This window comes from Candidatus Margulisiibacteriota bacterium, assembly GCA_041658645.1.
Classification (GTDB): Bacteria; Margulisbacteria; WOR-1; order O2-12-FULL-45-9; family XYB2-FULL-48-7; genus JBAZZV01.
Genome location: JBAZZV010000004.1, coordinates 101,896 through 127,271, shown reverse-complemented (window position 1 = coordinate 127,271; position 25,376 = coordinate 101,896). Strand labels below are relative to the sequence as shown.

The window sequence follows — 25,376 nt, the reverse complement described above, 5'->3', positions numbered from 1 at the left end:
TGATGTTTGAAGTTGGATGTTGTTAAACGTACCATTGCTCCTCTTCGTAAGTCTCGGTTGGAACGGCCACGCTAATCCCCCCGCCCTTCGGCCAGCGTTCCACTTCCTGCCCCTCTTTGTAAACGACGACGGTGAACTCGAGCCGATCGCCCGGCTTGGCCTCCAGAGCGGTAAAAGGGACCCCTAATTCAATGATCCGACCGACGCCAAACGACGCCAACTCCCGCTCCTCCAACCAGGTGTGGTCCTCCCCCAGCCAGAAAAGTTTAAAGACAAAACGGTTCTTATCTCCGTCAAATGAGAGCTCGGCTTTCCGTTCCGGCTGCCCGTGGACCAAGACGGCAAAGGAAAACGAACGGGCTTCCGCGCTGCGCAGGAAAACATTGACGCCAAGGCGGACGTAGAGATCGCTCCGGCTGAAGCCATAATATATTTCCTTCAGCAGCGTCTCGATCTGGTGCATCGCCCCGCGCGCCTTGGTGATGTCAAAGCAACCGGCGGGGAGCCACTCATAATAATTGGTGATCTCGCCGTCGAGCTCCGGCTGGATCAGGAAGACCGGCTCCTTGATCGGCCGGACCTGGCTAAGCTGTTTGATCGGCGTATCCAGATATTTCGGCGGCTGGCGGCCGATCAGGTGGTAGATGTTCTGTAAATGCTTGCGGAAGAGGGCGTCAAAGGCCGCGTCGTTCTCCGAAGAATGGTCGTCGCCGTACCACCAGCACCAGTCGGACCCTTCGGCAATGTAGAGTTCCTGCCAGGCGGTTGGGTTGTCGATCCCTTGCAGGGCCAGGCGGGCCCGGTTCAGGTAATCCCAGGCCAGGTTATCCTCGTCGTGGCCGATCCAGATCTTGAAATTGTTATTGATCCAGGAACCGGCAAAAAGGCGGCTCAACTTTTTCTGGGGCGGATTTTCAGCCAGGTAGTCGGAGACGCGGACCGTCTTGACCTGGGAGTTACTAGCCAGCTTATGATAGAAAGCTTCCAGAAAGCTCTTGCCGCCGCCGGGATAATATTCCCAGGCGTTCTCACCATCGAGGATAACGGGGACCAGATAGCGCCGCCCGTCTTCCGGCAGGCTGATCCGGATGTTGTTGAGATGGCCGGCAAAGTCATCCAACGCCTGGTGCTCCGGCCAGCGATAATAGACAAAACCGACCTGGTCGGAAATAAAGTGGTTGCGATAGATCATCGCCACTTGACAGCCGTCCTTCTCCACCAGGTACGGCTGGCAGAGCTCGACCGCCGACAGGGTGCGCGAACGCATTTCGATCTTGTGGACCGAGCGCTCGAGTATCGCCTCATCGGTCGCCAACCATTTGATCCCATACTTAGCGACCAGCGGGATGATCTCTTCCGAGACCGAACCTTCCGACGGCCACATCCCGTTCGGTTTAACGCCAAAACGCTGTTCATGGTACTCGACCGCCAGGCGGATCTGGGTCTCCGCGTCCTCGGGATGGCGGAACGGAGCCTCCGGCAGTTTAATAAACGGCATCGCCTCCCGGGCGACGGCGTTGTCGCAGAGGAGCGGCAGGATCGGATGGTAGAACGGGGTCGTGGTCAGCTCAATCTGCCCCCGCCCGGCCAGTTCACGGTATTTCGGCAGGATCTTCCCCATCACCTCAAATTGTTTGGCAATGACCAGTTGTTTGTCCTGGGCGGTAAAGTATTTCCCTTTGGCGATCAGGGAGCGAATGACCGGATCCTCCGTCTTAGAGATAAAGCCAAACCAGGTCAGGTTGAACCAAACTTGAATGTCCATTAATTCCTGGGCGGAAAAGCGCCGGGCGACCCGGACCAGCTCGGCGGGGGCGACAAAACGGCCGCGTTTGAGGAGGAGGTCATGGTAGCGGGGATAACAGTTGACCATGTTATCCCAGTTGGCCATGAAAAAATTCTGCAGAATAAAAACCTTTTCGTCCAGGGTCAGGTCGGCCGGCTCTTTCAGGGTCAGATCGAGGAAGCGGTCAGATACTTTATTATTAACGTAGTCCTCAATCTGGCTCATCAGCGACGGGACCAGGTTAAAGGTCATCCGCACTTCGGGGAAGCGGTCGAGGATCGCCACCATGTCGTAATAATCCTTGACCGCGTGGAGGCGGACCCAGGGGAGGATATACTCGCCCGTTACCAGGTCCTTGTAGAACGGCTGGTGCATATGCCAAAGAATGGCCAGGGAGACGGGTTGGCTGGTCATTTACTTCCTTTCACTCATGGCGATCCCTTTGGTAATGACCCACATGGTAAAGAGCAGCGCGATAATGGTGACCAGGACGATCGTCCCGCAAATGATCAGGGTGATAGTGATACCGGTATTCATTTATTTTTTCACCTCCGCTTACTCTTTCGGCGGCGCGATCTTCGGCTCCCGGCCAAAGACCTGCCGGTAAACAGCGACGTAACTATCTTTGCCGCCAATGGTCAGCATCGTCAGCGGCATGACCCGCCGGGCGAACTGGGTCAGCTCGGCGCTGACCTCGCGGATCTCCCACTGGGCATGGCTATCTTCGCGCAGGCGCGAGATATGGTAAAGCTCCCGGGCATTGACGGTCAGCAGGGAACGTTTGCGGTGGGCGCCGGTCAGGACGTAGGGGGCCGCCGCCGGCACGGTTGCGGCCAGTTGACGGAAAACTTCTTCCGTCTCCGCCATCAATCGCAAATAATTATTTTCTTCACCCGCCGCCCGCAGTTTGGGCGGGACGGTCACTCCCAACTCGACCTGGTAAGGCTGGCTGGTGATCGTCGCCAGGCGGTGCCGCTTCATCTGGCCGAAACAACTGGAGGACATGACCAGGTCATAAGTCAGGACGACATGTTCAAACTCGCGCAAAGTCGAATCGTAGAATTCCATATGACGGCAGGCTTTTTTGACGAACTCCAGCCGCTCCTTTTTGGACAGCGCTTTCGCCAGCCGGCGGCAATTGATAAAAGATGTCCCGGTCGAAGTGTGCAGGAGCGCGGCGATCAATTTTAGGTCGGCATCCCTGGTATAATCGACCAACTGACAGCGGGCAGAGAGTTTTCTTTTCCGGTTCCCCTTAACCCCAGCCCTTAACTCCGCGTAGGTCTTGCCGTCAAAATCGTTGGCCGCGGTAAAGAGGATGATCGACGGAGCGATCTTCGAGACGAGTTCATACATGGTTTGCCCGATCTGGCGAACTTCCGCCAACTGGCTCGAAGCAAAACGGCGGAGCAGGAGTTCCAGGTTGCGGGCATTAAGCGTCATCCCGACCTGGCCGGTCGTGGCCAGGGGGGTCACGTAGCGGGCGTCCTCCGCCTCGATCCCCCGCGCGAGGAGTTCCCCATAATATTTATTCTGCTTGGCGAGAAGGGACGTGAATAGTGGTTCGTGGTTCGTGGTTCGTATTTCTTCCGGAACGATAAAGTTGCCCTCGAGCTTCTGGTAGCGTTGTGATTTTTCCGTATAGGAACAGAGGCGGAATTTCTCGATCTCCTCCAGGGCCAGGCGGGAGACATCGATCAGGTCAAAATTAAAAACGGCATGTTCGGCCACCGAATGGTGCCCCATCTTGAAAATGATATTGGCGTTACTGCGGCGCGCTTTCTCCACTTCCTGGCGGGCCGCCCGGCGCAACTCGGTGATTGGCCGGGGATCGCGGGAGATCCGGGCGTAAGCGGCCGAGAGGGTCTCCGGCGTGGCATCCGCGCGGGGGGCGGCTTGCAATAATTCAGCCAGGACTTCGGCGTCAAGGTTATAACCGGCCAGAACGATCTGCACGAAGTGATTATAACGCGAAAACGGGACGCGGGCAATTAACTTTTTAGTGTCCGTTAATTAAATAATATAGCCCGGCCAGGACCAGGATGAGGCCGCTCGCTTTCCTGACCAGTTCATAACCTTTTTGCAGCTTTTCCGAGCGGAGGACCGCGCCGGCAATGCCGGTCGATAGGCCGCAGATAAAGATCACCGCCGTATAACCCAGCGAATAAGCAAAAAGGACCGTGCCGGCATAAATCGTGTTTTGCTTGGCAGCAACATAGGCCAGAACTATGGCCAGGAAGGGGGTCGCACAGGGAGAGATGACCAGGCCAAAAAGGAGACCAAGCGCCAGTGCCCCCCACAACCCTTTCGGTTTAAAGCGGCCACTCTGCCCTACTCCGAATGAAGGAAGCTGGAACAAGCCGAGAAGTTGGAGCCCCATCACGATCGCGACTGCCGCTACGAGATATTTCCAATAAACCCCAATATCGCCGACCAAAGAACCGGTCAGGCCGGCGATCACCCCCAGAAGACTGAAAGTCACGGCCAGACCGACCGAAAAAAGGCCGGAATAGAGCGCCGACCGTCTCCAATCGCCTTCCGAATAGCCGCCGACATAACCGATGATCAGGGGAATGACCGCCAACACGCAGGGGCTGGCGGAAGAAAGGACTCCGGCCGTAAAGGCGGCCAGATAAGCCAGAAGTGGATTGCCGAAGTCCATTTATTTGACCAGGCCGAGCTCCCGGGCCTTGGCCAGCAATTCCGTCTTGGACATAAAGCCGGTCTTTTTATCTTTAAATTGGCCGGACTTCGAATAGAACAAAGTTGTAGGGATCAGGTTAACCTTGTATTCCCTGGCCAACTGGCGATTCTGGTCGATATCGAGATCAAGGACAACGATCTTCCCTTGCTGTTCGGCCGCCAGCGCCTTAAGCTCCGGCTTCATCGCCCGGCAGGGCGGACACCAGTCAGCCCCCAGCTTGGCAATAACCGGCTGGCCGGACTTCAAGGCTGCTGCCAGGTTGGTATTATTTGACGCCGCCTGCGGCGCCTTCGACCCAGCCCAAGCGACTGAAGCTAACAGTAATACTATTAATAATATCCTGGCCCCCAGTCCCTGGTACCTGCTTGTTTTACTTCGCATATTTTTTCACTTCCGCCTCAAACGCCTCTTCCGGCCGGAATCCGACCAGGCGGTCGATCTCTTTCCCGTCCCGGAAAACGATTATGCACGGTATCCCGCTAACCCCATATTGGCCGGCTTTTTGCATATGTTCTGTTGTGTTAACCTTGCGGAATTTGATCTGAGGATATTTGGCCGCCAGCTTCTCGAAAACCGGAGCCATCTTCAGGCACGGCCCGCACCACGGCGCCCAAAAATCGACAAAAGCGACCCCTTTTGCTTGTTCTACTTCCACTGGGAAATCCGCGTCAGAAATTTCTTTAGCCATAATTGCACCTCTGGGGCAGATTATATCATATAATGGTCAGGTTGAAATCGACGGCACGGTCGGACGAGATAACTATATGGTCAAAAAGCTCATTACGGCCGGATTATTGGTCCTGGCGCTGGTCTCAACCGGCGCAGCCATAGATTTCCGGGCGGTTAAACTGAAAAAGTTCCTGGAGCGCTATCCCGGCAGTCCGCTGGTCAGCCATACCCAGGAGATCGTCCATTGCGCCGACCGTTTCGGCCTCGATTACCGCTTGTACGTGGCAATATCCGGCGCGGAGAGCGGCTATGGCCGGCACTACCCCAAGAATACCTATAACCTGACCGGCATCAGCAATGGCCGCTACGGCTTTCGTTCTATCTACGGGAATATTTATTACACCCATCGTCTGCTCGCCACCACCAAGTGGTACCATAAATATCGGCGGACAGGCGAGTTAATGGACCTGATCTACGTTTACAAAGCGGTCCCGCCCTACGACCGTTATTTAAGAATTCTGCGCTACGCCATGCACGAGATCGCCTTTGTCTCCATAGAAAAAGAGAAGAAAGAGTGGCTGGCCAAGATCAACTCACCGGCTTACAAGAAGTCGGTCCGACTAGCCAAACAAACTAAACAACTGGCCGACTGGGGCGCGATCCGTTATGACCAGCACCAGCCCGGCAAACCGACGGCGGTCTTTTAGTAGTTGATCTCGAGCTTCGGACCGCGTTCCGCTCCGCCGGCCGACTCCTTGCAGACGAACTCAAAATCAACGCCCCCATCACCCTGTGGATCAAGCATGACCCCGTTATTGGCTGTTCCTTTTTGCCAGGCCTGGGCCGCTTTGGTGACGTCAAACTTATACCATTTTCCTTCTGTTTTATAATTGCGCGAACCCTGCAGATTGGTGGTCGAGAGGACCGCGCCGGCACTTGGCCTGTTCTGATAAGTAACCTTGCTCTCTGTCCAGGGGGCGGTGATCATCCGAACATCGACCAGCTGGGCGGCAGCGGAACCGGCAAAACAATTGTAGAGCAGGACCGAGGCGCTCTTGACCGGCTTAGTTTTATTGAGTCCGGTCAGGTCGAACTTTAGCAGGCCGATCTTCTTGTCGCTTCCTCCCCAGCCGATAAAAATGCGTGGCGTCGCGGTCGCGACCGGACCGGTAATATCTTTCCAGCCGTAACCATCCCCGTAATTTTTATTAAGCCGGAACTGATAGATCCAGGTATCGGCCGTCACCTTACAGGTTTGCCCAGCACCCCAGAACGCCAACCCCGGCAAGACCAACCCCGCGACCAGCAACCCAATCAATAATTGTTTTTTCATTTCGTTTCCTCCTGACGCATATAGTACACCCCGCTATTTTCACTGTCAAATGAGCTGAAATCATTGTCCCGGCGGAGCGATAAGAGTGTAACCATGCCCAGCAATAAGATCGACCGTAACCGATGCCTGGCCATCCCGGCCAACACACAAGCCGCGAGCAAGCTTTTTCAGGGACAGACCAAGCTCTATTTCGCAGGCTGGACCCAGAAGAACGTCTCAAAATTATTGCAAGACCTGCACGGCATCCTGGATAATTTCCACCGCCTGACCCGGAACAATCTCCCGCTGGAACTACTGGTCGGGCTCGAGGCCAGGGACAACAACCGGTCGATCGTCGAGCTCGAACCGGATAGCCGGGAGATCCACGTTTTTCTTCAAGCCGGCCCGCGACTGGTCCTGGAGCTGGCCCCACTGATCCTGGGCGAAGGCCTCTACCAACTGATGACTACCGGGAAAGCCGGACGCCACTCCCCGGTCATCTTTTTCTCCGGCGAAACTACTGAACTGGTCGACGCGGCCACTGTCGCCATAACCAACTCGTACCTCCGGGAAAGAAAACTCAACCTGGACGAAGAAAGTTTACATCAAATGTTATCAGCCACCACCCAGCTCTACGGGCAAAACCTGGCTCGCCTTAAGACCATTTATCAGACCCTGTGCGGACCCTGCCTGCCGCGCGATTATCTCGCCAGATCGTTCAATGAAACGATCGAGACGACCCGCCGCGAACTGACCGCCATCCGGGTCAACCCCGAGACCCGTCATATCATTACGACCATCGGGCAACTGGCGATGATCCACACTCTGACCAAAAGGATCGGCCTGGCCGAAGTTGCCCTGGCCGCGCGCCGCGTGCTGACCGAGGAGCCGGGCGACCATCTTGTCCTGATCGAGCTGATGCAAATGCGCGCCGGCCGGGGCGACCCCGCGCCACCCGCGCAGTGGATGATCGAGCTGCAGCGCCGCACTGGCAAACAGAGCTACGGCGAGATATTCAATCAGCTGGTCATGATCTTTGACCACCAATATGACAGCTTTGAGGTCGTCCCCGGGTATTAGTGCGTAGACGTCAGGTCGCTGACCAAAGTATAACCGAGTTGGAGCGTCACGTGGCCGTGATCGCCAAAATAATCATAACCAACCTCAAGATCGAGCGGCTCTATCCCATTTAAATTATCGACCATGACCGAGGCGTAAACACCGAGTTGCGACTGATTGCCGGAATAACCGACCAACCCCAGTTCCAGCGAGGTCGGCATTTTTCTGGGGCCAAGTTCGAATAAAGGAAGTTCTACCCCGCCAAAAAGGATCACAGGGTTGTCACCGGTAAAGGAAAAATCCTCTCCGGTCGTCGCTTCCAGCCCGTAGTTCAAGGCCAGACTGCCAAATTTGGTCTCTTCGTATTTTAATCCGAACGCCAACCCGTTGCGGAACCCACCCGTGATCTCATTATGGCTGGCCCAAGCCAAACCGCTCAAGACAACCAAGGCCAGCGCTAAAGTCAGCGCCTTTTTCATGCTTAATAGACCTTGTAACCGAGCTGGGCCAGCGGCCGGCCGTGACCGGCCACGTCAACACCGACTTCCAGGAAGAGCGGTTCAATATCCAGGAAACGGGCAAAAACAAAAGAGAGAGAAAAGCCGACATCGTTTTTGTTGTTCCCGAAATACCCGACCAGGCCCAAACCGAGCGCTAACGGCATCCGCCCTAAGCTGGTCAAAGGTATTTTCCCTCCGAGAAAAGCAACGACCGGTTGAGAGCCGGAATCGAATTCGATCCCACCCCTGATCGTTAGATTTCTGGCCACACTGCTCTCTAGTTGCAGGCCGATCGCCAAACCATCGCGCACCCCACCAACGATCTCGGGAACTGCCGCGCAGGCGACTGAACTAACGACCAACAACAAACAACTGACAACTAACAATTTCTTCATTACTTTACTCCTTTCAAAACAAACTGGCTTGCGCCTTAGTGACCGGACTTATTTTACCTGATTTCTTCTTGATTGTGGAGGGCTTTTTTTGTCCGAGGTCGTTCTCGACCATTTCCAGCGTCGCGTAGACTTCCTTGGCCCGGGCCACTACTTCCGGCGGTAAGCCGGCCAACTTGGCCACCTGGATGCCGTATGACCGGTCCGCCGGCCCCTCACCCACTTTGCGCAGAAAAGTCACCTGGTCGCCCGATTCCGTGACCAGCAAATTCAAATTCTTCATCCCCGGGTGTTTCTCGGCCAGTTGGGTGAGCTCGTGGTAGTGAGTAGCGAACAGTGTCTTGGCGCCGATCTTCTGGTGGATAAACTCGGCCACCGCCGCGGCAATCGACATCCCGTCAAAAGTGGAGGTCCCCCGCCCGATCTCGTCCAGGATGATCAGGCTCCTCTCGGTCGCGTTATTTAGGATATTGGCGGTCTCGGTCATTTCGACCATAAAGGTCGACTGTCCGGAATAAATATCGTCCATCGCCCCGATCCGGGAAAAGATCCGGTCGACCAGGCATAACTCCGCTTGCTGCGCCGGAACGAACGAACCCATTTGCGCCAACAGGCTGATCAGCGCCACCTGTCTCATGTAAGTCGACTTCCCCCCCATATTCGGTCCGGTGATCAGGAGGAAGCGGGAATCATCGGCCATTCGGACATCGTTGGGGACGAACTGGAACTCGCCTAAAGTTTTTTCGACGACCGGATGGCGGGATTCTTTTATATGTAGGGACAGCCCTTGTGGCTGTCCACGGACAGGGACAAGCCCTGTCCCTACATCCTCAAAAACTGGCCGGCAATAACGGTTCTCCACCGCCACTTCGGCTAAAGAGAGGAGAACGTCGATCTCGGCGACTTTCGCCGCCATCGTCTGCAGTTGGCGCACATGCGCCGCCACCCCATCACGCACCGCGCCGAAGAGCTGGTATTCCAACTCTTGCAAGCGCTCGTCGGCATTGAGGATGAACGACTCTTTCTCTTTCAATTCCGGGGTGATGAATCGTTCGGCATTGACCAGCGTCTGTTTGCGGATATAATCGGTCGGCACCCACTCGAGGTTGGAATTCGATACCTCGATGTAATAACCGAAGACCCTGGTATAGCCAACCTTGAGCGACTTGATCCCGGTCCGCTGGCGCTCCTGCGCCTCTAGTTCCGCGATCCATTGCCGGCCGCCGCCGGAAGCGCTCTTCAGTTCATCAAGTTCAGCGTTGTATCCCGACCGGATCAAACCACCCTCTTTCAGGAGGAGCGGTGGTTCGGGGACAATGGCCTGGTCAACCAGCTGGATGACCGTGGAAAAATGTTCCGTATCACTGGCCAGCACGCCATCGGTCAGCAGTTTAGCCTGACAGCGGGAGAGAATGGCGCGGATCTTGGGGAGCTGGCGAAGCGATTCTTTCAGGGCGACCAGGTCGCGGGCGTTAGCCGAACGGTTGGCGATTTTTCCGGTCAGCCGTTCCAAGTCGAAGATATCTTTCAGGCCGGCGCTCAACTCGGCGCGGTTCAAGCCGTGATGGAACAATTCTTCCACCGCGTCCAGACGAGCATTGATCGCCGCCACATTCAAGAGCGGCTGGAGGAGCCATTGCCGGAGCAAGCGCCCTCCCATCGGCGTCCGCGTCCGGTCAAGGACATTGAGCAAGCTCCCCCGCGCCGATTTATCGCGGGCCGTTTGGACTAATTCTAAATTTCGCCGGGTCACTGTATCGATGAACATAAAATCGGCCGGGCGGTAATATTGGAGTTTGTTAATATGGTCGAGGCGCGTCTTCTGCGTCTCTTTCAAATAATCGATAATGGCGGCCGCCGCACCCAGCGCCGTTTCTTTCCCCGTTAAACCGAACGATTCGAGCGACCTGACCTGGAAATGCTCGAGAAGTTTCTCGCCGGCCGTCGCGCCGTCGTAAATATCTTTATACTTGGAACCTGCGACTGAACGTCGCGGTTCCAGGTTTTGCGGAAAAACATCTGAAACAAGCAATTCAGCAGGACTGACCCGCGCGATCTCATCCGCCAGCTGAGTGAACGAAGCAAAGTCAGCCAGTTTGAACTCGCCGGTGGTCGCGTCAACGTAAGCCAAACCGAAGTTCCCCTTATCGTGGTTGACCGCCATCAGGTAATTACTGCTCTTCTCGGCCAGCATGGAGGCTTCGAAGACCGTCCCGGGGGTAACTATCCGGACAATATCGCGCTTAACCAAACCTTTAGCCTGGGCGGGATCTTCGACCTGTTCGCAGATCGCGACCTTGTAACCTTTCTCGATCAGCTTGGCGATATAACCTTCGGCCGCGTGGTAAGGGAGCCCGCACATCGGCATCCGGTTGTCATCCTTGCCGCGGCCGGTCAGCGTCAGGTCTAATTCGCGAGAAGCCAGAGCCGCGTCCTCATAAAACATCTCATAAAAATCACCCAGACGGAAAAACAGGATAGCGTCCTGGTGGAGGGCCTTGATCTCCTGGTATTGCTTGACCATCGGGCTTTGGTCAGCCATCGGTCACATCCTTATCCGAACGTTGAGGGTCGAGGTCAGTTCTTTAATAACGAGCTGGTGGCGGGCATTGACCGCTTCTTCGGTCAGTGTTCGCTCCGGGTGACGATAAATTATCCGGTAAGCGATGCTCTCGTTGAACTTGTCAAAGGGATAGACCGCCTCGACCAGCTCTCCTCCGATCGCCTCGACCATCTCAACGATCTGCTGGTTCGAAACGCCGGCCGGGATGAACATCGAGATGTCGCGATCGACGGCTGGGTATTTCGGCAACGGCTGGTAACGGGCCTCGGCCGGTTTTAATTTAAACAGAGCGTCGAGGTCAAAGGCAAAGAAAAAAACCGGTTTGGTCAATTCAGCTCTTCGCGCGATGTCGGGATGAAGCGCTCCGAACTGACCGATCCCAGCCAGTTCCGCCCCCTTCCCCGGTTGGAGCAGCGCGTGTTCGGACGGAGCGATCGCCGGCATTTCTATACCGAGACCGGCCAGAAGGTTCTCGACGACCCCTTTAACAAAGAAATAATCGACCTCACCTTTGTCCAGAGCCGACATGAAAGGCCGTCCGCACAGGAGTCCGGTTACCCGCCACCCTTCCAGCGGCAGTTTCTCTTTGGACGGTTTAAAGACCCGCCCTATTTCAAAGATCATGACATTCTCGACCTGCCGGTTCTGGTTATGCTTCAGGACATTAAGCATTCCGGGCAAAAGCAACGGCCGGAGGACCGACTGCTCAACAGTCAGGGGATTGGACACTTTGACCGTTTGATCAGCCGGATAGCCGATCTGGGCCAGTTCCCGCGGGCCGATCAGGCTGTAGCTTTGGACCTCATCCAACCCTTCCCCGGTCAGTATTTCCCTGACCTTAGCGAGGAACGGGTCGAAACGCTCGACCTCTTTGCCAGGAAAAGAAGTGTTGGGAAGGGTCGGTTCGATCCGGTTAAAGCCCCAGATCCGCGCGATCTCTTCCACCAGGTCGATCTCCCGCTCAATATCCATCGCCCGGAATAACGGGATCTCGACTTTTAGTTTTTTGCCTTCAGCTTTCTTGACCTCAAAACCGAGCCGTTTCAGGATGCTGATCATGTCGCCTTCCGTAATATCCGCCCCCAGGATGGCGTTCACCCGCTCGGGACGCAATTCGATAACTTTTGGTTTCATCGCCTGGCCGATCGAATCGATCTTACCTTTGAGGACATCGCCCCGGCCCAGCTCGGCGATCAGCGCCGCACCCCGATCGAGCGCCTCTTCCACCGCCTCCCAGTCAACTCCGTAAGCGAAACGAACGGACGACTCGGTCCTGGTCTTGAGTAATTTGGATGTCCGGTTAACGGAGACGGAATTAAAGTAAGCCGATTCAAGGATGACCGTTTTGGTCGCGTTAGTTACCTCGGTATTGGCACAGCCCATCGTTCCGGCGACTGCGATCGTTTTATCCGGGTCGGCGATGACCAGCACGTCGCTCGGCAGTTCGTGTTCTTTCCCGTCCAGCGTCACAACTTTTTCGCCCGGATTGGCCCGGCGAACGATAATGAACTTATCTTTGACCAGGTTGGCGTCAAAGGCGTGCATCGGCTGGCCGAGCTCGAGCATTAGATAATTGGTCACATCGACGACATTATTGATCGCCCGCATCCCGGCCAGCTCCAACCTTTTTTTCAGCCATTCGGGCGATTCGCCGAGCTTAACGTTCTCGATCACTCGCGCCATATAGCGGGGACAGAGATCCTTATCGCGCACTTCAACTTTGACCGCGTCCTTGATCGACCGGCCAGTTTCTTTAACTTTGGCTTTGGCCTTATGGACCTTGAATTTAGTCAAAGCCGAAACTTCGCGGGCAATCCCACGGACGCTCCAGCAGTCGGCCCGGTTAGGGAGGATATCGATCTCGAGGACCTCGTTCGGCTGGACGGTCGTCTCCAGGCCGGCCATCGTCATCATTTCCGCCAGTTGGTCGGCACTGGCGCGAAAACTGATCAGCTCTTTTAGCCACTCTATTGGTACTCTCATTAAAATTGTTCCAAAAAGCGGAGATCATTCTCGTAAAGCAAACGAATGTCATCAATACCGTATTTCAACATGGTGATCCGGTCGATCCCCATGCCAAAAGCGTAACCGCTCACCTTTTCCGGGTCGTAGCCGACCGACTTAAAAACGTTCGGGTCGATCATCCCGGAACCAAGGACCTCCAGCCAACCGGTCTCTTTGCAGAGCCGGCACCCTTTTCCCGCGCACATCATGCATTCGACGTCGACCTCGGCCGACGGTTCGGTGAACGGGAAAAAGCTCGGCCGGAAACGGACATTCCGCTCTTGGCCAAACATCTGGCGGAGAAATTCGGTCAGCGTCCCTTTCAGGTCGCCGAAGGTCACCTTCTTATCGACCAGAAACCCTTCCAGCTGGTGAAAGACCGGCGAATGGGTGGCGTCAGAATCGCAGCGGTAAACGCGTCCCGGAGCGATGATCGCCAGCGGGGGCTTTCTTTTCTCCATCACCCGGACCTGGACCGGCGAAGTGTGGGTCCGGAGCAGAGTATCGTCCTTAATGAAGAAGGTCGACCACATATCGCGTGACGGATGATACGGCGGAATGTTCAGGCCATCGAAATTGTAATATTCGGTCTCAACCTCCGGTCCTTCGGCCGTTTCGAAGCCGAGCCGGAAGAATATCCCTTTGGCTTCTTCCATAACCTGGGTTAAGGGATGATACTTGCCGCGGCGGATCCCCTTCCCCGGCAATGTGACATCAACTTTTTCCGCGGCGATCTTTTGCGACTGTTCACCCTGCAGGAGAATATCGTGGCGGTCGCGAAGCGCCCCTTCGATCGTGTGCTTGGCCGCGTTGACCAGAGCGCCGACCTTGGGCCGCTCTTCAGGAGATAATGAACCGAGCGACTTGAGAAGTGACATTAACTCGCTACTCTTGCCGGCAAAGCGGATCCGCGCCTCATCAAGCGCCGCGACCGTCTGCGCCCCGGCAATGACGTTTAATGCTTCATCCGTCAGTTGTTTGATCTTATTTTCCATTTATATTTAAGCCCTCACCCGCCAACGCTAAACCTGCCCCCCCTCTCCCAGAGGGAGAGGGGTAAAATTCGGAATGTAGCGGCGACCTTCAGGTCGCCAAATAATGGCGGTCTAAAGACCGCCGCTACGCTGCCTCGATATCTCGTAAAGCAAAATCGCCGTGGTCACACTGGCATTCAGCGATTCGGCCTTCCCTGCCATTGGAACTTTGATCACTTCATCTGCCAGTTCAATGATTTCCTCGGCCAATCCGGCACCTTCATTCCCGATCAAAACTGCTACCGGTCCCTTTAGCTCGGTGTCAGAACAACTCTTTTCCGCTTCAGCCGATGTAGCAATAATTTTAACATTATTCTTCTTTAATTGCTTGATGGTTTCCGCGTCGTCCTCGACCGTCACCAGCGGCAGGTGAAAAAGAGAGCCCATCGTTGAGCGAACGACTTTCGGGTTATACAGGTCAACTGTCCCTTTGGAAAGAATAACTCCGGTCGCCCCAAGAGCGTCAGCCGAGCGAATAATAGTCCCGAGGTTCCCTGGGTCCTGTATCCCGGCACAGTAAACGATCAAAGTCTTGGCGCCCTTTAACAACTCATCGAGCTTAGACTGAAATGTTCGGACGACCGCCAGGACACCTTGCGGAGCATCAACTTCCGATAGCGCGGCAAACTCTTTGCTCGAGACCTTATAAGCCGGCACGCTAAGCCCGATCAACTTTTCGACGATCGGCAAGCGCTCCGCGTAGACGATGAACTCGATCCGCTGGCCGGCTTCTTCCACCAGATGCGGTCCCTCGACCACGAACTTCCCCTCTTTCCGCCGGGCGGAGCGCTTTTCGAGAAGATTTTTGACTAGTTTGAGTTTTTCTTTCATGGCTGGTTAGCGCCCCTCACCTATCTTGGGCAAAGCTAAAGACCCTCTCCCAGAGGGAGAGGGGTTTTGAAAGGGTATTTTGTTCCTTATTAGGAAGCTTTTCACTTTTTTGTTTATTATATTGCGGTTTTGAGCCACCGCTTCATTCTCGATACGAATAATACTAACCCCCTTCGAGCAAATTACATCGTCCCTCGCCTCATCATACTCTCTTCGTCTTTTGTGAATGCCCCCGTCAACTTCGATTGCTAACGCGATCTGGTCACAATAGAAATCAACTACAAACCCTTCAATAACATGTTGTCTCCTGAATTTCAACCCATAACAACGCCTATCCCGCAACTGCATCCAAGCCAACTTCTCGGCATCGGTCTGATCACTTCTCAACTGCCTGGCAAATACTTTCTTAATCGGCTTCATCTCTACTCCCTTCCCCCAAAACCCTTCTCCCTTTGGGAGAAGGTCCTAATCCTCAACGCATCTAGATGAGGGCCCTAAACTCCTCTTCCGAAATCACCTCAACCCCCAACTTCTTCGCCTTCTCGTACTTCGACCCCGGGTCAGTACCAGCCACGACATAACTAGTGTTTTTAGAAACTGACCCGGAAGCCGAGCCGCCAAGCTTGCGCACCAATTCCTCGGCTCCCGGTCGGGTATAATGCTCCAGCCCACCCGTAAAGACGAAAGTTTTCCCTTTTAACGGCTGCGGCCCCTTAGTTCCTAGTTCCTTAGTTCTTACTCCCGCTTTCTTCAACTTCTCAATTAAGTGTATATTCCCCTTCTGTTTAAAGAAGGTAACGATCGATGCTGCAACTTTTGGCCCAACCTCATGGACCTTGGACAGTTCTTCTTCGTTGGCCTTGGCCAGGTGGTCGATGTCGCTAAAATGGTCGGCCAGGATCTGCGCCGTTCGTTTGCCGACCATCCGAATACCAAGAGCATAGAGCATTCTTTCGAACGGCCGGTCTAGGCTCGCTTTGATCGAGTTGACGACATTCTGGGCAGATTTATCGGCCATCCGCTCCAGCTTCATGATATCCGCCTTATCTAGCGTGTAAAGGTCAGCCGCGTCTTTGATCAACTCTTTGGCAACTAGTTGATCGATCAAAGCTGGTCCTGCGTGTTCAATATCCATTGCTTCGCGGGAAGTAAACAAACGGACGCGCCCCATCACCTGGGCCGGACAGGTCGCGTTAGTACAGCGGGCGATCGCTTCGCCTGCTGGCTTAAAGATCTCCGCTCCGCAGACCGGGCACTTATGCGGCATTTTAAATTCTTTCTCATGGCCGGTCCGTTTCGACTTGATGACTTCTACAACCTCCGGAATAACTTCCCCCGCCCGCTGGACCTTCACGTGGTCGCCGATCTTGATCTCTTTGCGGCGAACCTCGTCCTCATTATGCAATGTCGCCCGTTTGACTATGACCCCAGCCAGGTGGACCGGTTTCAAGTAAGCAACAGGCGTGATCGCTCCCGTCCGCCCAACCTGGACCTGAATATCTTCGATGATCGTCACCGCCTGCATTGGCGGATATTTGAAGGCGGCCGCCCAACGGGGAGCGCGTGCGGTAAAACCGAGTTTTTCCTGTTCGGTCAGGCTGTTAACCTTGATCACTATCCCATCGATCTCGTAATCCAGCTTTTCTCGTGCCGTTTCCCAGTGTTTAATGAACTTTTGGACCTCTTCGATCCCGTGACAGAGCTTAATGTTTGGATTAACTCGAAAACCAAGCTCTTTAACTCTCTCTAAAGTCTCCTGGTGCGTCTTCAGTTTCGGTTCAGTTTCAGCAAAGTAAACCCATATTGTTAATGGTCTTTTCGCAGTAACCTTTGGGTCGAGTTGGCGAAGTGATCCAGCTGCTGCGTTACGCGGGTTTGCGAACCTCGGATCTCCAACCTCTTCCCGATCTTCATTAAGTTTTGCCAGTTCCTTAACCGGCAAGTAAACCTCACCCCTCACTTCCAAATCGACAGTTTCCGGCAATGACATCGGAATAGCCTTAATCGTTTTTAGGTTTGAGGTAATGTCTTCCCCATGTATACCATCGCCCCGCGTAGAACCGACAGAGAATTTCCCTTTCTTATAAGTTAATGTTACAGCCAACCCATCAATCTTGAGCTCGCATACATAATCAACATGTTCTTTCCCTAAACCTTCCCTAACCCGACGGTCAAAATCATCTAACTCTTCTTCGCTCATCACATTGTCCAACGAAAGAAGTGGTTTTTTGTGAGTAACGGTTTTAAAGGACTTTAAAGGCTCGCCACCCACCCGCAAGCTGGGAGAATCTGAAATCAGTAAATCCGGATATCGACGCTCTATTTCCTGAAGCTCTCTAAAGACCTTGTCATAAGACTCATCCCTTATTAAGGGTAAATCCTTCCCGTAATATAACTTATCTGATTCTCGAATCAGTGTCTTTATTTCTTCTAGTCTCTTTTTAGTTCTTTCCTTGTCCATTACCTTCCTCACCCCGCCGCGACTGCGTCGCGGCACCCCTCTCCATTTTCAATGGAGAGGGGAAAATCGTTCTTTTGATGGTTTTTAGGACTGAATCCAGTGAGTTTATTACTTGTTCGTTTTTGAAACGAAGTACTTTTATCCCTAACGACCTCAAGACTTGCTCTCTTTCACGGTCATATTCTACCCTATTGGCATGTATTGCGCCATCCAGCTCAATGGCCAAGTTATGCGTCGGACAGAAGAAATCAAGGATAAAGCCACTGATCGGATGCTGACGGCGAAACTTGACCCCTACCATCCCCCGATCGCTCAAATATTTCCAAAGCAACTTTTCGCTTGGAGTCATCCTCTTACGCAGTTCCCTAGCACCTAAGATTGTTCTGTATTTACTGTCATTTCTCTTCATCAATTAACCGTTTATAGATATCCCCCTCTCCATCGCAGATGGAGAGGGGGAGCGCTCACTTTGGCACAGCTAGGGGGTGAGGAGGGCATCTAGCCAGCTCACCTCAACGCCTCTCGGGAGTGAGGATTGCCTCCACCGGAATTATAATGCTATCCAACTGTCCTATCTTGGCCAGGGTGACGATTGTCTCGAGGTCATGGGCCTGGGAGAGACGGAACGGATGGGCATAGGTCCTGACCAGCCGGGAGAGATGGGCGCCGCAACCGAGATCGTCACCTATGTCGACCGCCAGTTGGCGAATGTAGGTCCCCTTGGAGCAGAGGACGGAAAAGGAAACAAGAGGTGACGCGTAATGCGTAACGCGTAAATCGTAAATGGTAATTTTTCTCGACTCCCGCTTGACCTCGATCCCCCGGCGAGCCAGGTCATAGAGCCGCTGGCCTTTGATCTTGATCGCCGAATACATCGGCGGCACCTGCTCGATCTCTCCAATGTATTTCTTAAATGCCTCTTCGATTTGTTCTTTGGTCATTGTAATTTGCCAATTGTTTTGAAGTTGGATGTTTGAAGTTTGAAGTTTCCCCTCGGCATCCCCCGTATCCGTCGTCACCCCGAGTGTCATATCCCCTTCGTATCCCTTATCGCCGTTCAGGAAGTACTGGATGCTCTTGGTCGCTCGGCCAAGAAAAACGGGGAGAACGCCGGTCGCCATCGGGTCGAGCGTGCCGGAGTGGCCGACTTTTTGGACCCTAGTCAGGCCGCGGATCTTGGCCACTACATCGAATGAGGTCCAACCTGGCGGCTTGTTAACGATAATTATGCCGTCCATAACTTATACCAGGAACTGGGAAGCTTTTATGATCTTGGCGGCCTCGGCCACCACTTTAGCGACCACCTCGTCGCCCGGCCCTTCCACGACCGCGCCGGAAGCTTTGACATGGCCGCCCCCGCCAAAACGGCGGGCGATCTCGGAAACGTTGACCTTCTCCTTGGAACGGAAATTGATCTTGGTCTTCCCCTTCTCTTCCCGGAAAAGGATGGCGACCTCGACCCCCTCCGTCGCTCTGATCCGGTCGACCACCCCGGTCAGATCATCCGGTTTGGCTTTGGCCTCGGCCAGCATCTTTTCCGTGACTATCCCCCAGGCCAGCTTGCCGTCGGGCGAGAACTGCATGTCGGCCAGGATCCGGCCGGAGAGCTTGATCGAGGGGACCGACTTGGTGTCGTAGATCCGGGTCGAGACATCATGAGGGCTAACGCCAGCCTTGAGCAGCTCGGCGGCGATCAGGAAGGTCTTGACCGTGGTGTTCTCGTAGCGGAAATTGCCGGTATCGGTGATGATCGCGGCGTAGAGGCACTCGGCCATTTTCCGGTCGATCTTGCAATCGAGGCCGACCACCAGGTTATAGACCAGCTCGGCGGCCGAAGAAACGTTCCGGACGTAATTTAGATCCCCGAAATTGGTATTGTCCGGATGATGGTCGATATTGATGATGAACGGAGTGACTTGCCGCAGATCGAGCTTATGCCCGGCCCGGGCGAGATCGGAGGAATCAAGGACGAAACCGAGGTCGAAGCGCTGGGACATCAGGATCTCGCGCTTGATCCGCTCGAACCCCGGCAGGAAACGGTAAACTTTCGGCAAGGAATCCTGGCAATAAAGGGTGACATTTATCCCCTGCTGTTCCAGGGCCATCCCCAGGGCGAGGACGGAGCCGATCGCGTCGCCGTCCGGATCGATATGACCGGTGACGATCGCGGTCTTAGCGTCTTTTAGGCGGCTTTTTATTTGTTCGAGTTCGTGTTTCATCCGTTCCCAGCTTTCTCATCGCGGCCAGCACCCGGCTCCCGCGCTCCAGCGAATCGTCACGGACAAAGCGGATCTGCGGCACGCTCCGGAACTCCAAGCTCTCGCCCAGCTCACCGCGGATAAAGCGGCTGGCCGAAAACAGGCCGGCCATCCCCGCCTGCTTTTGTTCCTCGTCGCCCATGATGCTGACGTAGATGGCGGCGCTCGTGAGATCGGGGGAAAGCTTGACCCGGGTAATGCTGATAAAACCGATGCGGGGATCGTTGACATCCTCGCGGATGATCCGGCTGACTTCAGCCCGGATCAGTTCTTCGCTCCGTTCCTGCCTGGTCATCTCTGGCGCGGTTTTTCGCGGACCTCGAAGTTCTCGATAATGTCGCCGGACTTGAAATCGTTATAGCCGGGGATCGAAATGCCGCACTCAAAGTTCTGTTCCACGCTCTTGGCGTCGTCCTTGAAGCGCTTCAGGGTCTCCAGCTTCCCTTCGTAGATCTTCTCCTTGCCGCGGAAAATGCGCAGGCCGGTGCCGCGGGTCATCTTCCCGTCGGTCACGAAACAGCCGGCGATCGAGCCAACCTTAGAGAAAGAGAAAAGCTGTCTGACCTCGGCGTGGCCGGTAATGATCTCTTCGTACTCCGGTTCCAGCAACCCTTCCATCGCCAGTTTAACGTCATCGATCAGATTATAGATGATATTGTACTGCCGGACCTCCACCCCTTCATCTTTGGCCAGGCTTTCGGCCGACCCTTCGGTGCCGGCGTTAAAACCGACCAGGATAGCGCTCGAGGCTTTGGCCAGCATGACATCCGACTCGTTGATCAGCCCGACCCCGTCGTGGATAACATGGACCGAAATATTGCCGACCTTCAGGTCGCCCAGCGTCTTGAGGATAGCGTCCAGAGAGCCCTGCATGTCGGCCTTGACCACCAGGTTGAGGTCGATCCCCGCCACCCCTTCTTTGACGTGCTTCGAGAAATCTTCCAGCGAGACAACTTTGCCGCGGATCGTCTTATTACGCGTGATTGCCACCGCTTCGGCCGCCAACCGCGCCTCTTTTTCCGTCGGCAGGCCGCGCAGCATATCGCCCGGCGTCGGCACCGCCAGGAAGCCGAGGAGCTCGACCGGCATGGAGGGACCGGCTTTATCCAACCGGACACCGGTATCGGTCAGGAGCGCCCTGACCTTGCCGTAAGTTTGGCCGCAGGTAAAAACATCCCCGACTTTAAGCGTACCGTTCTTGATCAGGACCGTCGCGACCGCGCCGCGCCCTTTATCCAGGCGGGCTTCGATCACCACCCCCAGCGGGACCGCCTCCGGGTCAGCTTTCAATTCCAAGACATCGGCCAGCAGGAGGACCATTTCGAGCAGTTCATCGATCCCGGTCAAGGCCTTGGCCGAAACCGGCACAGTGACCGTTTGGCCACCCCACTCTTCCGGGGCCAGACCATGGTCGGAGAGCTGTTTTTTGACGTTGTCTGGGTTAGCGTCCGGCTTGTCAACTTTATTGATGGCCACAATGATCGGCACGCCGGCCGCTTTGGCATGGTTGATCGCTTCGATCGTCTGCGGCATGACACCGTCATCCGCCGCCACGACCAGGATAACGATGTCGGTCACTTTGGCGCCGCGGGCGCGCAGGGCGGTAAAAGCTTCGTGGCCCGGGGTGTCAAGGAAAGTCACCTTCCGCCCGTTCACTTTCACCTGATAGGCGCCGATATGCTGGGTAATGCCGCCCGCCTCGCTCTCGGCGACTTTGGTCTTGCGGATAGCGTCAAGCAGTTTGGTCTTGCCGTGGTCAACGTGGCCCATGACCGTAACGACCGGCGGCCGGGTGGCCCGCCGCTCGATCTTCGACTCATAAGCCTTGGGAGCGGCAAGTTTCGCTTCCCGCAAGACGATCTCTTTACCGAAAACGGCCGCCACATCCCGGGCCAATTCCGCGGAGATCCGCTGGTTGATCGTCACCATCAGGCCCTTCCTCATCAATTCCTTGATCAGATCGGACGCCTTGATCACTAATTTCTCCGATAAGTCTTTGACGGACACTTCATCAGTCTCAATGATCATGGCTGGCGCGGCTTTAGGTGGAACAACCGGTGGAGGGACAGGCACAGGAGCCGGGACAGGAGCAGGAGCAGGAGCAGGAACAGAAGCAGGAGCAGAAACTGGAGTAGGAACTGGCGCAGGTTCTGGCTTGGCTTTATTCACCTTGGGTGCCAGCAAGTCCCTGACTATCTTAGCGGCATCTTCTTCCAGCGAGGAAGAGGCGGTCTTGGCCGCCACCCCCAATTCCTTCAATTTGAGCAGCAGCTCTTTACTGGTCGTCTGCAATTCTTTGGCGAGTTCGCTGACCCTGATCTTTGCCATTTACTCTGTCTGACTCCCTTCCTCTTGGGGGGCTGCTTCCGTGGCCGCTTCCGGCTCCACGACAGCTGGACCATCCGGCAATAATTTTTCAGCCGCTTCGTCGGGAACGGTCGAGTTGGCCGCCTTGACCGAATAGCCCATCTCGCGCAGTTTGTTGATCAGGTCGTTGCTCGAGAGGTCGAGTTCCTTGGCCAACTCGTGGACCTTCATTTTGGGCCGCTTGCTCTCAACTACCGGCTTGGGCCCTTCGGCCGAGACCAGATCTATCTTCCAGCCGGTCAATTTGACCGCCAGGCGGACGTTCTGCCCTTCTTTGCCGATCGCCAGTGAAAGCTCCTTTTCGGGTACCCAAACTTTGGCCGACTTTTCCGCTTCATTCAGCTCGACCTTCTGGACCTTGGCCGGGCTAAGTGAATTGGTGATGAATACTTTTTGGTTCTCGCTCCATTCGACGATATCGATCCGCTCCGGACCGAGCTCGCGGACGATATTCTGGATCCGCTGGCCCATGTGCCCGACACAGGTCCCGACCGCGCCGACATTCGGGTCGTTGGAACGGATCGCCACTTTGGTCCGGCGGCCGGCTTCGCGGGCGATCCCCTTGATCTCGAGGATCCCCTCTTTGATCTCGGGGACCTCCATTTCAAAAAGTTTGCGGACCAGGTTGGGATGAGAGCGGGAGATTACGACCAGCGGCCCTTTGGGGGTCTTTTTGGTCTCGACCAGGTAAAGCTTGACGTAGTCCTTTTCCCGAAGCGATTCGCCGGGGATCTGCTCGCTGGTGGAGAGAACTGTCTCCAGCCGCCCCAGGCTGATCAGGTAGCCGCCATATTCGCGCCGCTGGACGGTCCCGGTGACCAGTTCCCCCTGCTTTTTGGCGTATTCCTCGAAAGCGTCTTCTTTCTCCGCTTCCCGGAGGCGCTGGAGAATGACCTGCTTGGCAGTCTGGGCGGCAAAACGGCCGAAATCGGCCGGGGTGACGTCGTCTTCTCCGGCTTCGGTCAACTTGAAGATCCTGACCTCGCCATCGTCGGTGATCCTCGCTTCCAGGACATCTTCTTCCTTAAAGCGTTTCTTGGCCGCCGAGAGGAGAGAGGCTTTGATGGCGCTAACGAGGGTCTCTTTGGATATCCCCCGGTCGCGATGGATCTCTTCCAGCATTTCCTGGAAATGGTCGATCTTCATAAAACCCCCTTATAAGCTAAAAAAAGTGGGAGAATATCCCACTTGTCCCTGCGAACTGCTCTGTTTCCCTAATGCCCAAACATTATAACAATCCACTACAAATTTGTCAACAAAACCTCACCCCTTTCTTGCGACTTCGTCGCAATTCATTCCCCTCTCCATCTTCGATGGAGAGGGGTCTACACTTTGGTAAAGATGAGGTGAGGAGGATAAAAAAAGGGCCAGGTTTTCACCCGGCCCTTCCTTTTTAAGACAAGCTAGACTACATCATATCCCCATAACCGCCGCCTTGAGGCATGGCCGGCATCTTGGGTTTATCAGTTTCCGGCTTCTCGGCCACCAAGACTTCGGTGGTCAGGAGCATGGAAGCGATCGAAGCCGCGTTCTGCAGCGCCGACCGGGTCACTTTGAGCGGGTCAACGATCCCGGCCCGGAACAGGTCGACGAAGCCGAAGTTCTGGGCATCAAACCCCCACCCTTCTTTCTCCTTCTTCACCCGTTCCACGACCACGGAACCTTCCCAACCGGCGTTATTGGCGATCTGCTTGAGCGGCTCTTCGAGCGCCCGCAGCACGATCCCCGCGCCGATCTTTTCGTCACCGGTCAACTTGGCAAACTGCTCGGCCAATTTCGGCAGAATATGGATAAAGGCCGAACCGCCGCCGGAGATGATCCCCTCTTCAACCGCCGCTCTGGTGGCCGACAAGGCATCTTCGATCCGGTGCTTTTTCTCCTTCAACTCGGTCTCGGTCGCGGCGCCCGCCTTGATGACCGCCACCCCGCCGGAGAGCTTGGCCAGCCGTTCCTGCAGTTTCTCCTTATCATAAGAAGAATCAGACAGGTCGATCTCTTTCCGGATCTGGGCGACCCGGTCCTTGACCGCTTTGGCCGCACCGGCCCCTTCGATGATCGTGGTGTCTTCCTTGCGGACGACGATCTTTTTGGCCTTGCCGAACCAGGCGTCGTCAACGTTCTCGAGAGAAAGCCCTTTCTCCTCGGAGATGACTTCGCCGCCGGTCAGGACCGCGATATCTTCCAGCATCGCCTTGCGCCGGTCGCCAAAGCCGGGGGCTTTGACCGCCACGGCGTTCAGGGTGCCGCGCAACTTATTGACGACCAGGGTCGCCAGCGCTTCGCCTTCGATATCGTCGGCGATGATCAAGAGCGGTTTACCCGCCTGGACCACCTTTTCCAGCGCCGGCAAGAGGTCCTTGACCGCGCTGATCTTCTTTTCGGTGATCAGCATATAGCAATCTTCCAGGACGCACTCCATCCGCTCACGGTCGGTGACCATGTACGGTGAGGCATAACCCTTGTCGAACTGCATACCTTCCACCACTTCGAGGGTCGTGTCGATCCCTTTCGATTCCTCAACGGTGATGACCCCGTCCTTGCCGACTTTCTCCATCGCGTCGGCGATCAGGGTGCCGATCTCGGGATCGTTATTGGCCGAGATAGACGCGACCTGGGCGATCGCCTCCCGGTTCTCGACCGGCTTGGCCTGCTTCTTGAGCTCGGCCACGGCCAGGTCGACCCCGGTCTGGATGCCGCGCTTCAGGGCCATCGGATTGACCCCGGAGACGACATTCTTGAGCCCTTCCTTGAAGATGATCTGGCCCAGCACGGTCGCGGTGGTCGTACCGTCACCCGCGATATCATTGGTCTTGCTGGCGATCTCTTTCAGCAGCTGGGCCCCCATGTTCTCGTACGGGTCTTCGAGGTCGATCTCCTTGGCGATGGTCACGCCATCGTTAGTGATCGTCGGCGAGCCCCACTTCTTCTCGAGGACAACGTTGCGGCCTCGCGGGCCTAAAGTGATCTTAACGGCATTGGCGACCTTGGACACGCCTTTCTCCAGCTTCCGCCAAGCCTCATCTCCAAACATCATTTCTTTTGCAGCCATTTCATCCCACCTCCTTAAAATTAGCCTTTGATCGCCAGAATATCCCGCTCGGCCAGGATGATGTATTCATCACCCTCGAGCTTGACCTCGGTCCCGCCGTATTTGCTGTAGATGACCCGGTCACCTATCTTCACTTCCGGCAGAACTTTCTGGCCGTTGTCGAGGATCCGTCCGCTCCCTACCGCGACCACCGTCCCTTCCGACGGCTTTTCTTTCGCGGCGTCCGGCAGGACGATCCCAGACTTCGTCTTCCCCTCTTCCGGTTCGGGTTTAATGACTACCCGATCACCGATCGGGGTCAACTTTTTACTTACCATGTAGAATTCACCTCCCCAACTTGTTAGCACTCATGCCTATAGAGTGCTAACATAATAACATGAGGGTTCG

25 protein-coding genes are annotated in these 25,376 nt (G+C 55.3%); 2 read left to right on the top strand and 23 right to left on the bottom strand.

Features of this window, described 5'->3' with window-relative positions; all coding sequences use genetic code 11:
• Positions 1-22: 22 nt before the first annotated feature.
• The 6 genes from WC903_04590 to trxA are packed head-to-tail and all read right to left on the bottom strand — an operon-like array spanning position 23 to position 5,178.
• Positions 23-2,200, bottom strand: coding sequence for a glycoside hydrolase family 57 protein (locus WC903_04590; protein ID MFA5893220.1), 2,178 nt, complete (start codon positions 2,198-2,200; stop codon positions 23-25).
• On the bottom strand, positions 2,201-2,323 hold the full coding sequence (locus WC903_04585; GenBank protein ID MFA5893219.1) for a hypothetical protein: 123 nt from the start codon (positions 2,321-2,323) through the stop codon (positions 2,201-2,203). It lies immediately after the preceding gene.
• An 18-nt stretch (positions 2,324-2,341) separates the two neighbouring features.
• Positions 2,342-3,742, bottom strand: coding sequence for an FAD-dependent thymidylate synthase (locus WC903_04580; GenBank protein ID MFA5893218.1), 1,401 nt, complete (start codon positions 3,740-3,742; stop codon positions 2,342-2,344).
• 43 nt (positions 3,743-3,785) lie between these two features.
• Positions 3,786-4,448 (bottom strand): cytochrome c biogenesis protein CcdA, encoded by a 663-nt coding sequence (locus WC903_04575; protein ID MFA5893217.1) that lies wholly within the window; start codon positions 4,446-4,448, stop codon positions 3,786-3,788.
• On the bottom strand, positions 4,449-4,871 hold the full coding sequence (locus tag WC903_04570) for a thioredoxin family protein (protein ID MFA5893216.1): 423 nt from the start codon (positions 4,869-4,871) through the stop codon (positions 4,449-4,451).
• Positions 4,861-5,178, bottom strand: coding sequence for a thioredoxin (gene trxA / locus WC903_04565; protein MFA5893215.1), 318 nt, complete (start codon positions 5,176-5,178; stop codon positions 4,861-4,863). Before trxA ends, WC903_04570 begins: the two co-directional genes overlap by 11 nt.
• Before the next feature lie 76 nt (positions 5,179-5,254).
• Here trxA and WC903_04560 point away from each other — a divergent pair, with 76 nt between their 5' ends.
• Positions 5,255-5,866, top strand: coding sequence for a hypothetical protein (locus WC903_04560; protein ID MFA5893214.1), 612 nt, complete (start codon positions 5,255-5,257; stop codon positions 5,864-5,866).
• On the opposite strand, the gene WC903_04555 is transcribed toward WC903_04560, so the two are convergent.
• Positions 5,863-6,492: a DNRLRE domain-containing protein gene (locus WC903_04555; protein ID MFA5893213.1), complete on the bottom strand. Its 630-nt coding sequence runs from the start codon at positions 6,490-6,492 to the stop codon at positions 5,863-5,865. The genes WC903_04560 and WC903_04555 overlap by 4 nt on opposite strands.
• 93 nt (positions 6,493-6,585) lie before the next feature.
• Here WC903_04555 and WC903_04550 point away from each other — a divergent pair, with 93 nt between their 5' ends.
• Positions 6,586-7,551, top strand: coding sequence for a hypothetical protein (locus WC903_04550; protein ID MFA5893212.1), 966 nt, complete (start codon positions 6,586-6,588; stop codon positions 7,549-7,551).
• Here WC903_04550 and WC903_04545 read toward each other — a convergent pair.
• From WC903_04545 to groES, 16 genes are all read right to left on the bottom strand, one after another.
• Positions 7,548-8,009, bottom strand: coding sequence for a hypothetical protein (locus tag WC903_04545; protein MFA5893211.1), 462 nt, complete (start codon positions 8,007-8,009; stop codon positions 7,548-7,550). The genes WC903_04550 and WC903_04545 overlap by 4 nt on opposite strands.
• A 2-nt stretch (positions 8,010-8,011) precedes the next feature.
• On the bottom strand, positions 8,012-8,425 hold the full coding sequence (locus WC903_04540) for a hypothetical protein (GenBank protein MFA5893210.1): 414 nt from the start codon (positions 8,423-8,425) through the stop codon (positions 8,012-8,014).
• 13 nt (positions 8,426-8,438) lie between these two features.
• Positions 8,439-10,964 carry a DNA mismatch repair protein MutS gene (gene mutS / locus WC903_04535; GenBank protein MFA5893209.1) on the bottom strand — a complete coding sequence of 842 codons (2,526 nt, stop codon included), beginning with the start codon at positions 10,962-10,964 and terminating at the stop codon, positions 8,439-8,441.
• Positions 10,965-10,967: 3 nt separating this feature from the next.
• Entirely contained in the window at positions 10,968-12,968 is a 2,001-nt protein-coding gene (gene pheT, locus WC903_04530; protein ID MFA5893208.1) for a phenylalanine--tRNA ligase subunit beta, read from the bottom strand.
• Positions 12,968-13,984: a phenylalanine--tRNA ligase subunit alpha gene (gene pheS, locus WC903_04525; GenBank protein MFA5893207.1), complete on the bottom strand. Its 1,017-nt coding sequence runs from the start codon at positions 13,982-13,984 to the stop codon at positions 12,968-12,970. The genes pheT and pheS overlap by 1 nt, the downstream gene beginning before the upstream one ends.
• 111 nt (positions 13,985-14,095) lie before the next feature.
• Positions 14,096-14,854 (bottom strand): 23S rRNA (guanosine(2251)-2'-O)-methyltransferase RlmB, encoded by a 759-nt coding sequence (gene rlmB / locus WC903_04520; GenBank protein ID MFA5893206.1) that lies wholly within the window; start codon positions 14,852-14,854, stop codon positions 14,096-14,098.
• 6 nt (positions 14,855-14,860) lie between these two features.
• Entirely contained in the window at positions 14,861-15,274 is a 414-nt protein-coding gene (locus tag WC903_04515) for an endonuclease domain-containing protein (GenBank protein MFA5893205.1), read from the bottom strand.
• A gap of 61 nt (positions 15,275-15,335) precedes the next feature.
• Positions 15,336-17,315 (bottom strand): NAD-dependent DNA ligase LigA, encoded by a 1,980-nt coding sequence (ligA, locus tag WC903_04510; protein ID MFA5893204.1) that lies wholly within the window; start codon positions 17,313-17,315, stop codon positions 15,336-15,338.
• The gene (locus WC903_04505; GenBank protein MFA5893203.1) at positions 17,296-17,724 is read right to left on the bottom strand and encodes an endonuclease domain-containing protein; all 429 of its coding nucleotides are present in this window, start codon (positions 17,722-17,724) and stop codon (positions 17,296-17,298) included. Before WC903_04505 ends, ligA begins: the two co-directional genes overlap by 20 nt.
• A gap of 103 nt (positions 17,725-17,827) precedes the next feature.
• Entirely contained in the window at positions 17,828-18,553 is a 726-nt protein-coding gene (truB, locus tag WC903_04500) for a tRNA pseudouridine(55) synthase TruB (GenBank protein MFA5893202.1), read from the bottom strand.
• A gap of 3 nt (positions 18,554-18,556) precedes the next feature.
• Positions 18,557-19,534 (bottom strand): bifunctional oligoribonuclease/PAP phosphatase NrnA, encoded by a 978-nt coding sequence (locus tag WC903_04495; protein ID MFA5893201.1) that lies wholly within the window; start codon positions 19,532-19,534, stop codon positions 18,557-18,559.
• Positions 19,488-19,868, bottom strand: coding sequence for a 30S ribosome-binding factor RbfA (gene rbfA, locus WC903_04490; GenBank protein ID MFA5893200.1), 381 nt, complete (start codon positions 19,866-19,868; stop codon positions 19,488-19,490). The genes WC903_04495 and rbfA overlap by 47 nt, the downstream gene beginning before the upstream one ends.
• Positions 19,865-21,901 (bottom strand): translation initiation factor IF-2, encoded by a 2,037-nt coding sequence (gene infB / locus WC903_04485; protein MFA5893199.1) that lies wholly within the window; start codon positions 21,899-21,901, stop codon positions 19,865-19,867. The genes rbfA and infB overlap by 4 nt, the downstream gene beginning before the upstream one ends.
• Positions 21,902-23,086, bottom strand: a complete 1,185-nt coding sequence (nusA, locus tag WC903_04480) for a transcription termination factor NusA (GenBank protein ID MFA5893198.1) — start codon at positions 23,084-23,086, stop codon at positions 21,902-21,904. It abuts the gene before it with no gap.
• Between the two features lie 262 nt (positions 23,087-23,348).
• Positions 23,349-24,989, bottom strand: coding sequence for a chaperonin GroEL (gene groL, locus WC903_04475; protein ID MFA5893197.1), 1,641 nt, complete (start codon positions 24,987-24,989; stop codon positions 23,349-23,351).
• A gap of 20 nt (positions 24,990-25,009) precedes the next feature.
• Positions 25,010-25,306 (bottom strand): co-chaperone GroES, encoded by a 297-nt coding sequence (gene groES, locus WC903_04470; GenBank protein MFA5893196.1) that lies wholly within the window; start codon positions 25,304-25,306, stop codon positions 25,010-25,012.
• Positions 25,307-25,376: the final 70 nt, after the last annotated feature.